The organism is Streptomyces sp. NPDC057565 (assembly GCF_042801455.1).
GTDB classification, from domain to species: Bacteria; Actinomycetota; Actinomycetes; order Streptomycetales; family Streptomycetaceae; genus Streptomyces; species Streptomyces yanii.
Window position 1 is genome coordinate 16,735 of the sequence record NZ_JBHVFU010000016.1, and the last position, 11,281, is coordinate 28,015.

Consider the following 11,281-nt stretch of genomic DNA (forward strand, 5'->3'; position numbering starts at 1 on the left):
GGCAAGGAGACCAGCCTCAGTGTCCGTCTTCAACAAGCTCATGCGTGCAGGCGAAGGCAAGATCCTGCGCAAACTGCACCGCATCGCGGACCAGGTCAGCTCCATCGAAGAGGACTTCGTCAACCTCTCCGACGCCGAGCTGCGGGCGCTCACCGACGAGTACAAGGAACGGTACGCGGACGGCGAGAGCCTGGACGACCTGCTCCCCGAGGCATTCGCGACGGTCCGTGAGGCCGCCAAGCGAGTCCTCGGACAGCGCCACTACGACGTCCAGATGATGGGTGGCGCGGCGCTGCACCTCGGCTATGTGGCCGAGATGAAGACCGGTGAGGGCAAGACCCTCGTCGGCACCCTGCCCGCGTATCTCAACGCGCTCTCCGGCAAGGGCGTGCACCTGATCACGGTCAATGACTATCTGGCCGAGCGCGACTCCGAGATGATGGGCCGGGTCCACAAGTTCCTGGGCCTGACCGTCGGCTGCATCCTCGCGAACATGACGCCGGCCCAGCGACGCGAGCAGTACGCCTGCGACATCACGTACGGCACGAACAACGAGTTCGGCTTCGACTACCTCCGCGACAACATGGCGTGGTCCGCGGACGAGCTCGTCCAGCGCGGCCACAACTTCGCGGTGGTCGACGAGGTCGACTCGATCCTCGTCGACGAGGCCCGTACGCCGCTGATCATCTCCGGCCCGGCCGATCAGGCGACCAAGTGGTACGGCGACTTCGCCAAGCTGGTCACGCGCCTCACGAAGGGCGAGGCCGGCAATCCGCTCAAGGGCATCGAGGAGACCGGCGACTACGAGGTCGACGAGAAGAAGCGGACCGTCGCGATCCATGAGTCCGGTGTCGCGAAGGTCGAGGACTGGCTCGGCATCGACAACCTCTACGAGTCGGTGAACACCCCGCTCGTCGGATACCTCAACAACGCCATCAAGGCCAAGGAACTCTTCAAGAAGGACAAGGACTACGTCGTCATCGACGGCGAAGTCATGATCGTCGACGAGCACACCGGTCGTATTCTCGCCGGCCGCCGCTACAACGAGGGCATGCACCAGGCGATCGAGGCGAAGGAAGGGGTGGACATCAAGGACGAGAACCAGACCCTCGCCACGATCACCCTGCAGAACTTCTTCCGTCTCTACGGCAAGCTGTCCGGCATGACCGGTACGGCGATGACCGAGGCCGCCGAGTTCCACCAGATCTACAAGCTCGGCGTCGTGCCGATCCCGACGAACCGGCCGATGGTCCGAGCCGACCAGTCGGACCTGATCTACCGGACCGAGGTCGCGAAGTTCGCCGCGGTCGTCGACGACATCGCCGAGAAGCACGAGAAGGGCCAGCCGATCCTGGTCGGCACCACCTCGGTCGAGAAGTCCGAGTACCTCTCGCAGCAGCTCTCCAAGCGCGGTGTGCAGCACGAGGTCCTCAACGCCAAGCAGCACGACCGTGAGGCGACGATCGTTGCCCAGGCCGGCCGCAAGGGCGCGGTCACGGTCGCGACGAACATGGCCGGCCGCGGTACGGACATCAAGCTCGGCGGCAACCCCGACGACCTCGCCGAGGCGGAGCTGCGCCAGCGCGGTCTCGACCCCGTCGAGCACGTCGAGGAGTGGGCGGCCGCGCTGCCCGCCGCGCTGGAGAAGGCCGAGCAGGCCGTCAAGGCGGAGTTCGACGAGGTCAGGGAGCTCGGCGGGCTGTACGTCCTCGGTACGGAGCGGCACGAGTCGCGGCGTATCGACAACCAGCTGCGCGGTCGTTCCGGCCGTCAGGGCGACCCCGGTGAGTCCCGCTTCTACCTGTCGCTCGGCGACGACCTGATGCGGCTGTTCAAGGCGCAGATGGTCGAGCGCGTGATGTCGATGGCGAACGTGCCGGACGACGTGCCGATCGAGAACAAGATGGTGACGCGGGCGATCGCGTCGGCGCAGTCGCAGGTCGAGCAGCAGAACTTCGAGACGCGTAAGAACGTCCTGAAGTACGACGAGGTGCTCAACCGGCAGCGCGAGGTCATCTACGGCGAGCGCCGTCGTGTCCTGGAGGGCGAGGACCTGCAGGAGCAGATCCGCCACTTCATGGACGACACCATCGAGGACTACATCCGGCAGGAGACCGCAGAAGGCTTCTCCGAGGAGTGGGACCTCGACCGGCTGTGGGGCGCGTTCAAGCAGCTCTACCCGGTGAAGGTCACCGTCGAAGAGCTGGAGGACGCGGCCGGGGACCGGGCCGGGATCACCGCCGAGTTCATCGGGGAGTCCATCAAGGACGACATCCACGAGCAGTACGACGAGCGCGAGAAGCAGCTCGGCTCGGACATCATGCGTGAACTGGAGCGGCGCGTCGTCCTGTCCGTCCTGGACCGCAAGTGGCGTGAGCACCTCTACGAGATGGACTACCTCCAGGAGGGCATCGGCCTGCGGGCCATGGCGCAGAAGGACCCGCTGGTCGAGTACCAGCGCGAGGGCTTCGACATGTTCAACGCCATGATGGAGGGCATCAAGGAGGAGTCCGTCGGCTACCTGTTCAACCTGGAGGTCCAGGTCGAGCAGCAGGTCGAGGAGGTTCCGGTGCAGGATGCGGCCGAGCGGACCTCGCTGGCCAAGGAGGACGTCACGGTCCCGGCCGCGGCGCGTCCGGAGATCCGCGCCAAGGGGCTCGACGCTCCGCAGCGGCCGGACCGGCTCCACTTCTCCGCTCCCACGGTGGACGGGGAGGGCGGTGTCGTCGAGGGCGACTTCGCCAATGGTGACGGTGGGGCGGTGTCGGAGTCGGACGGGCTCACCCGCGCCGAGCGGCGCAAGGCGCAGAAGAGCGGGGGCGGGGGGCGGCGCCGCAAGAAGTAGGTGCGGCTGCGCCTGCGCCCCGTGGGCGTGGGACTGATTGGTACGGCGGCTGGGGCCGGACACCGAGGGGTGTCCGGCCCCAGCCGCGTGCGGGGGCGGGATGGGGTTCCGGGTTCGTCCGGCGGCTCTGTCCTCGGCGCCGGACGGGCTCGAAGGGGCTACTGGTGCAAGCCTGCCGCGGGGCCGGGGAGCGTCCTCGAACGCCGTAAGGGCCGCAAGAGACGGACGGGCTCAGGGATTGCCGCTGGGGTCGCGCTGTGCCGCGAGCGGTGGGTGCCGGAGTCTCGCCTCAGCTGCTGGACTTGGTGCCGCCCAGCTCCACCGCCGCACAGCGCCAGCGGAGGTCAGGGCCCTGTTCCAGGCGGAAGGCCATGGCGCGTACCTCTTCGCCCGCCGCGATGCTCGCGCACGCTTCCACCACTCCCGGTGCGGGCTGGGCGCCGTGGCAGCGGCGTACCACCGGGCGGGCGCCGCGGGCCCTGAGCGGGGTGGCCGGGGCCAGTTCGGCAAGCTGGTCGTAGGCCTCGCCGATCGTGTGGCCGAGCATCCAGTGGACCGGTCGCTGGCCGCTGAGAACCGCTAGGAGGCGTTCCGCGAACCAGTGGTGCGGGCGCATTCGCTGCGCTGTTCGGCGACGCTGCGCCGGTACGGCCTCGGGCCTGCGCTGGTCGTGACGTCCGGCGGGCCGGGTCCTGTTCACGCTCATCGTTCTTCGCCCCGTTGATTCGAGGCCCGGTCGTTTACCGGGCGGTAACTTCTGCTGGGGATCTTCTACGGCGGTGACGTACGCGGCCGCAAGCGCCGTTGGGCCGCCGGGCGCGGACCCGGAGATTCACCTATCCGGGTGATGGGCGCGGTGCCGCAAGGTGTGTGGGGGAGGCGTGAGGGGTGAATCGTGCGCGTGAGGTGGACGGACCGGAGGCCGTGCCCGTAACCCCGATGGGGGACGTCGCACGTATCCTGAGGGCGTCTCCGACTACGAAAGCGGCCAGCCATGCGCGTGTACGTCCCCCTGACCCTCTCCGGTCTCGCAGCGGCGCACCGGGCGGGCGAGGTCGGCCCCGGTCCGCTGACCGCGTACGCGGTGACTCCCGCACTCCGCGAGTGGTACGTCTCCGACGACATCGAGGAACTGGAGTACGCGGCGCTCAACCGAGCCGCGTCCGCCTCGCTGCGGATGATCGCCGGGGACCCGGATGCCGTGCGCAGGCGCGTGGTCGTCGCCGTCGACGTGCCGGACGGGGAAGCCGTCGCCGACCCCGACCACAGCCTCGATCCGTCGTCGCTCGGTGAGGTGAGGATCGCCTCCGCGGTGGCGCTGAGGAAGGCGGCCGCAGTGCACGTCGACGCGGACGACGCGGAGAAGGATGTAGCGGCCGCCGCCGCGGTGCTCGGCGCGGCGGACCTCGGGGACGACGACGCGCAGTTCACCGTGGACGGCGCCGAGGACCACGAGCTGCTCTGGTTCGGGGTGCAGGAGATTCCCAACCTGATCAGCTGACCGGTACCTGATCGGCTGACCCGTTGTCGTACCCGGCAGGTACTTTCTATTCATGGCGACGCACGGGAAGCACCGCACGCATCTGGTCTGGGACTGGAACGGCACACTGCTCGACGACAATGACGCGGTCGTCGGCGCGACGAATGCCGCGTTCGCCGAGGTGGGCCTGGAGCCGCTCACGCTGGAGCAGTACCGGGAGATGTACTGCATTCCGATCCCCCGCTTCTACGAGCGGCTGATGGGCCGGCTGCCCACCGAGGCCGAGTGGGAGCGAATGGACGGGATCTTCCACCGGTACTACACGGAGCAGCGGGTCGCCTGCGGGCTGACCGCCGGGGCCGCGGAGCTGCTGGCGCAGTGGCAGCTCGCCGGACGCAGCCAGTCGCTCCTGAGCATGTATGTCCACGAGCAGCTGGTGCCGGTGGTCCGGGGGTACGGGATCGAGCGGCACTTCACGCGTGTCGACGGCCGCACCGGGCCGTCCGGCGGCAGCAAGGCGCAGCACATGGAGCGGCACCTTGTCGCTCTGGACGGGATATCGCCCGAGCACACAGTGGTCATCGGCGACGCGGTGGACGACGCGCTGGCCGCGGCGCATGTCGGTGCGGGGGCGGTGCTCTATACCGGGGGGTCGCACAGCCGGGCCAGCCTGGAGGCGGCCGGCGTGCCGGTGGTGGACAGTCTGGGCGAGGCCGTGGAGCTTGCCGAGCAGATGACCCGCTGAGGGGTGCCCGAAGGGGTCCGGCGGGGTCCGACGGGAGGCTGAGGGGGTTCTTCGGCGACGTTTCGGCTCGGCGGGGCCTCGGCCCACCCGGGCTTCAGTTCGCCGGGGCCTTCGTGCGCAGGACCTTCAGGAACTCGCGCATCCAGGCCGAGTGGTCCGGCCAGGCGCGGGACGAGATCAGGGTGCCGTCCACCACTGCTTCATGGTCCTCGAAGGTGGCACCCGCCGCCTGCATGTCGAGTTCCAGTGCGGGGTAGGCCGTGACGCGGCGGCCGCTCAGTTCACCGATCGCCGCCGTCAGCAGAGGGCCGTGGCAGATCTGGGCGACCGGCCTGTCCGAGTCGAAGAAGGCCTTGAGGATCTTGCGGAGCTCGGGGTCGTTGCGCAGGTACTCGGGGGCGCGTCCGCCGGGGACGACCAGGGCGACGTAGTCTCCGGGGGCGACCTCGGAGAACGCCAGGTCGGCCGGCCAGGTGTAGCCGGGCTTCTCGGTGTACGTGTCGAAGCCGGGCTCGAAGTCGTGGACGACGAAGCGGAGCGTCTTGCGGGCGGGGGCCGCGATGTGGACGTCGTACCCCTCCTCGCGCAGCCGCTGGTACGGGTACAGGACTTCCAGGGACTCGGCGGCGTCGCCGGTGACGATCAGGACTTTCGGTGCCATGGTGCGGGCTCCCCTCGCGCGGACGTCTGCGTCAAGCGTGCATCTGCCCGTTGCGCGCTGTCCAGAGTGTCAAAGTTCGGGGCCTTCTTTTGTACACATACGGCTCATGACGGTTCCGGGTATGGGCGAGATAGCCTGGACCCCGTGATCAGCGCGATACGCCTCGGGGGCAGCGAAGCCCCCGGCCTGCGCCCGGAGTGCCACCGTGCCCGGGCGATCACTGATCCCCTCGTCCCGGACCCGCTGCCGAAAATGGCCAATATGGTCCCGGGCATCTCTCGTAGCGGCATAGCGTCGAGTCAGACCGGAAACCCCGTGTCGTGGCGGTACGTCGCTTTTTTCACCTACGTCACGCAACGGCGCGCGACAGGAGCCAGAGGACATGCAGACCAAGCTGGACGAAGCCAAGGCCGAGCTGCTCGCACGGGCGGCCCGGGTAGCTGACAACGTTCCGGGCGGTGGTGTCGGCGGCCCGGGCGGTACCCCCCGGGTGCACGTTGCGGGCACCGGGGCCGGCACCACCGGTGCCGGGCAGGACGAGCGTCCGGGCCCGGACGTGCTGCTCTCGTACCTCCAGCGCTACTACCTGCACACCGCTCCGGAGGACCTCGCCGGCCGCGACCCGGTCGATGTCTTCGGTGCTGCTTCCTCCCACTACCGGCTCGCGGAGAACCGCCCGCAGGGCACCGCGAACGTCCGGGTGCACACCCCGACCGTCGAGGAGAACGGCTGGACGTCCAGCCACTCCGTCGTCGAGGTCGTCACCGACGACATGCCGTTCCTGGTCGACTCCGTCACCAATGAGCTGTCCCGGCAGGGGCGCGGCATCCATGTCGTGATCCACCCGCAGGTCGTCGTCCGTCGCGATGTCACCGGCAAGCTCATCGAGGTCCTCGCCGAGGGCAACGGCCTCTCCGCCGGCGAGCAGAGCCGCAAGGGTGCCAACGGGACCACGCACACGCTGCCGCACGATGCGCTCGTCGAGTCCTGGATCCACGTCGAGATCGACCGCGAGACCGACCGCTCCGACCTGAAGCAGATCTCCCTGGATCTGCTCCGCGTGCTGTCCGACGTACGGGAGACCGTCGAGGACTGGGAGAAGATGCGCGACGCCGCGCTGCGCATCGCCGACGACCTGCCCGGCGAGCCGCTCGACGAGCTCGCCGACGAAGAGGTGAACGAGGCCCGGGAGCTGCTGCGCTGGCTCGCCGCCGACCACTTCACCTTCCTCGGCTACCGCGAGTACGAGCTGAAGGACAGCGACGCGCTGGCCGCCGTCCCCGGCACCGGCCTCGGCATCCTCCGCTCCGACCCGCACCACAGCGAGGACGAGGCGCACCCGGTCAGCCCGTCCTTCGACCGGCTGCCCGCCGACGCCCGCGCCAAGGCCCGCGAGCACAAGCTGCTGATCCTCACCAAGGCGAACAGCCGGTCCACCGTGCACCGCCCCAGCTACCTCGACTACGTCGGCGTGAAGAAGTTCGACACCGACGGCAACGTCATCGGTGAGCGCCGCTTCCTCGGACTGTTCTCGTCCGCCGCCTACACCGAGTCCGTGCGCCGGGTGCCCGTCATCCGCCGCAAGGTCGCCGAGGTGCTGGAGGGCGCGGGCTTCTCGCCCAACAGCCACGACGGACGCGATCTGCTGCAGATCCTGGAGACCTACCCGCGCGACGAGCTCTTCCAGACGCCCGTCGACCAGCTGCGCTCCATCGTCACGTCCGTGCTGTACCTCCAGGAGCGGCGACGGCTGCGCCTCTACCTCCGCCAGGACGAGTACGGGCGCTACTACTCCGCGATCGTCTACCTGCCGCGCGACCGCTACACCACCGGTGTGCGGCTCCGGCTGATCGACATCCTGAAGGAGGAGCTCGCCGGCACCAGCGTCGACTTCACCGCCTGGAACACCGAGTCGATCCTCTCCCGGCTGCACTTCGTCGTCCGAGTCGCGCCCGGCACCGAGCTGCCCGACCTGACCGACGCCGAGGCCGACCGCATCGAGGCGCGTCTCGTCGAGGCCGCCCGTTCCTGGGCCGACGGCTTCCAGGAGGCGCTGAACGCCGAGTGCGGTGAGGAGCGCGCCGCCGAGCTGCTGCGCCACTACGGTCACTCGTTCCCCGAGGGCTACAAGGCCGACCACACGCCGCGCGCCGCCGTCGCCGACCTGGTCCACCTCGAAGCGCTGAAGAAGGACGAGAAGGACTTCGCGCTCAGCCTGTACGAGCCGGTCGGCGCCGGCCCCGGTGAGCGTCGCTTCAAGATCTACCGGACGGGCGAGCAGGTCTCCCTCTCCGCCGTTCTCCCGGCGCTCCAGCGGCTCGGGGTCGAGGTCGTCGACGAGCGTCCGTACGAGCTGCGCTGCGCGGACCGTACGCATGCCTGGATCTACGACTTCGGGCTGCGGATGCCGCAGGTCAACGGCAGCGGCACCTACCTCGCCGACGACGCCCGCGACCGATTCCAGGACGCGTTCGCCGCGGTGTGGACCGGGCAGGCCGAGAACGACGGCTTCAACTCCCTGGTGCTCGGTGCCGGTCTGAGCTGGCGGCAGGCGATGGTGCTGCGTGCCTACGCGAAGTACCTGCGGCAGGCCGGTTCGACCTTCAGCCAGGACTACATGGAGGACACCCTCCGTAACAACGTCCACACCACCCGGCTGCTGGTCTCCCTCTTCGAGGCCCGGATGTCGCCCGGTCGGCAGAGCGCCGGCACGGAGCTGATCGACGGTCTCCTCGAAGAGCTCGACGGGGCGCTCGACCAGGTCGCCTCGCTCGACGAGGACCGGATCCTGCGGTCCTTCCTCACCGTCATCAAGGCGACCCTGCGCACGAACTTCTTCCAGACGGCGGACGGCGGCAAGCCGCACGCGTACGTCTCGATGAAGTTCGACCCGCAGGCCATCCCGGACCTTCCGGCGCCCCGCCCGGCGTTCGAGATCTGGGTGTACTCGCCGCGCGTCGAGGGTGTCCACCTGCGCTTCGGCAAGGTCGCCCGCGGTGGTCTGCGCTGGTCGGACCGGCGGGAGGACTTCCGTACGGAGATCCTCGGCCTGGTCAAGGCGCAGATGGTGAAGAACACCGTCATCGTGCCGGTCGGCGCCAAGGGCGGCTTCGTCGCCAAGCAGCTGCCGGACCCGGCCGTCGACCGTGACGCCTGGATGGCCGAGGGCATCGCCTCGTACCGGACATTCATCTCGGCGCTGCTCGACATCACCGACAACCTGGTGGCCGGCGAGGTCGTGCCGCCCGTCGACGTCGTGCGCCACGACGAGGACGACACGTACCTCGTCGTCGCCGCCGACAAGGGGACCGCGAGCTTCTCCGACATCGCCAACGAGGTCGCCGTCGGGTACGGCTTCTGGCTCGGCGACGCGTTCGCCTCCGGTGGTTCCGCCGGTTACGACCACAAGGGCATGGGCATCACCGCCCGCGGCGCCTGGGAGTCCGTGAAGCGGCACTTCCGCGAGCTCGGTCACGACACCCAGACCGAGGACTTCACGGTCGTCGGCGTGGGCGACATGTCCGGTGACGTGTTCGGCAACGGCATGCTGCTCTCCGAGCACATCCGGCTCGTCGCCGCGTTCGACCACCGGCACATCTTCCTCGACCCGACCCCGGACGCCGCCACCTCGTACGCCGAGCGGCGCCGCCTCTTCGACCTGCCGCGCAGCTCCTGGGCCGACTACAACAAGGACCTGCTCTCCGCGGGCGGCGGCATCCACCCCCGTACCGCGAAGTCGATCCCGGTCAACGCGCACGTCCGCGAGGCGCTCGGCATCGAGTCGGGGGTCACCAAGATGACGCCCGCCGACCTGATGCAGACCATCCTCAAGGCGCCCGTCGACCTGGTGTGGAACGGCGGCATCGGTACGTACATCAAGTCGTCGGCCGAGTCGAACGCGGACGTCGGCGACAAGGCCAACGACGCGATCCGCGTCAACGGCCAGGACCTGCGGGCCAAGGTCGTCGGCGAGGGCGGCAACCTCGGCGCGACCCAGCTCGGCCGGATCGAGTTCGCCCGGGGCGGCGGCCGGATCAACACCGACGCGATCGACAACAGCGCCGGTGTGGACACCTCCGACCACGAGGTGAACATCAAGATCCTGCTCAACGGACTGGTCCGGGACGGCGACATGACCGTCAAGCAGCGCAACAAGCTGCTCGCGGACATGACCGACGAGATCGGCCGCCTGGTGCTGCGCAACAACTACGCGCAGAACACCGCGCTCGCCAACTCCGTCACCCAGTCCGCCTCCCTGCTCCACGCCCAGCAGCGCTTCATGCGCCGCCTGGGCCGCGACGGGCACCTGGACCGCGCGCTGGAGTTCCTGCCCGCGGACCGGCAGATCCGGGAGCTGCTGAACAGCGGCAAGGGGCTCACCCAGCCCGAGCTCGCCGTGCTGCTGGCCTACACGAAGATCACCACGTCCGACGAGCTGATCCGGACCAGCTTGCCGGACGACCCGTACCTGCAGAAGCTGCTGTACGCCTACTTCCCGGATCAGCTGCGCGCACAGTTCCCCGAGGCGGTCGACGGACACGCGCTGCGTCGCGAGATCATCACCACGGTGCTGGTCAACGACACGGTGAACACCGGTGGTTCGACCTTCCTGCACCGGCTGCGGGAAGAGACCGGCGCATCGATCGAGGAGATCGTGCGGGCGCAGGCCGCAGCCCGCGAGATCTTCGGCCTGGGCCAGGTGTGGGACGCCGTCGAGGCGCTCGACAACAAGGTCGCCGCCGATGTGCAGACCCGGATCAGGCTGCACTCGCGCCGGCTCGTCGAGCGCGGCTCGCGCTGGCTGCTCGGCAACCGGCCGCAGCCGCTGGAGATCGCCGGGACGATCGGCTTCTTCAAGGACGGCGTCGACCAGGTCTGGGCCGAGCTGCCCAAGATGCTGAAGGGTGCCGACGAGGAGTGGTACCAGTCGATCCTGGAAGAGCTCACCGAGGCGGGCGTCCCGGACGAGCTGGCGCAGCGCGTCGCCGGGTTCTCCTCCGCCTTCCCGGCGCTCGACATCGTGGCGATCGCCGAGCGCGTCGGCAAGGACCCGCTCGCCGTCGCCGAGGTCTACTACGACCTCGCGGACCGGCTGGGCATCACCCAGCTGATGGACCGGATCATCGAGCTGCCGCGGAGCGACCGCTGGCAGTCCATGGCCCGCGCCTCCATCCGTGAGGACCTGTACGCCGCGCATGCCGCGCTCACCGCGGATGTGCTGGGCGTGGGCAACGGGACGTCGACGCCGCCGGAGCGGTTCGAGGCGTGGGAGGAGAAGAACGCGGCGATCCTGACGCGTTCGCGCTCCACGCTGGAGGAGATCCGGGGGTCGGACGCGTTCGACCTGGCGAACCTGTCGGTGGCCATGCGGACGATGCGGACGCTGCTGCGTACGCACGGCTGATCGGGCGGCGACTGTACGGAAGGGGGGCGGCCCCCGGGGGGGGCCCGGGGGGGCCCCCCCGGGTGGGGGGGGGGACCTGGTTGGGCGGGGGGGGATGAGCGAGCCCGGGACGACGGGCGGAGGCGGGCCGGCCCCCCCCCCCCGTG

6 protein-coding genes are annotated in these 11,281 nt (G+C 69.3%); 4 read left to right on the forward strand and 2 right to left on the reverse strand.

Annotated features, from left to right (window positions below):
- The first annotated feature begins 19 nt into the window (after positions 1-19).
- Complete coding sequence (gene secA, locus ACFU8W_RS25945) at positions 20-2,845, forward strand: preprotein translocase subunit SecA (RefSeq protein WP_345517808.1); 2,826 nt, start codon at positions 20-22, stop codon at positions 2,843-2,845.
- A gap of 289 nt (positions 2,846-3,134) precedes the next feature.
- Here secA and ACFU8W_RS25950 read toward each other — a convergent pair whose 3' ends face one another.
- Positions 3,135-3,551, reverse strand: coding sequence for an Rv3235 family protein (locus tag ACFU8W_RS25950; RefSeq protein ID WP_345517809.1), 417 nt, complete (start codon positions 3,549-3,551; stop codon positions 3,135-3,137).
- 288 nt (positions 3,552-3,839) lie between these two features.
- Here ACFU8W_RS25950 and ACFU8W_RS25955 point away from each other — a divergent pair, with 288 nt between their 5' ends.
- The gene (locus tag ACFU8W_RS25955) at positions 3,840-4,346 is read left to right on the forward strand and encodes a DUF6912 family protein (protein ID WP_384041623.1); all 507 of its coding nucleotides are present in this window, start codon (positions 3,840-3,842) and stop codon (positions 4,344-4,346) included.
- Positions 4,347-4,398: 52 nt separating this feature from the next.
- On the forward strand, positions 4,399-5,070 hold the full coding sequence (locus ACFU8W_RS25960) for an HAD family hydrolase (protein WP_384041626.1): 672 nt from the start codon (positions 4,399-4,401) through the stop codon (positions 5,068-5,070).
- A gap of 94 nt (positions 5,071-5,164) precedes the next feature.
- On the opposite strand, the gene ACFU8W_RS25965 is transcribed toward ACFU8W_RS25960, so the two are convergent.
- A complete protein-coding gene (locus tag ACFU8W_RS25965; RefSeq protein ID WP_384041629.1) occupies positions 5,165-5,731 on the reverse strand; it encodes a DJ-1/PfpI family protein in 567 nt (188 codons plus the stop codon).
- A gap of 382 nt (positions 5,732-6,113) precedes the next feature.
- Between ACFU8W_RS25965 and ACFU8W_RS25970 the strand changes: the two genes are divergently transcribed.
- Complete coding sequence (locus tag ACFU8W_RS25970; RefSeq protein WP_384041632.1) at positions 6,114-11,135, forward strand: NAD-glutamate dehydrogenase; 5,022 nt, start codon at positions 6,114-6,116, stop codon at positions 11,133-11,135.
- The last annotated feature ends 146 nt before the right edge of the window (positions 11,136-11,281 follow it).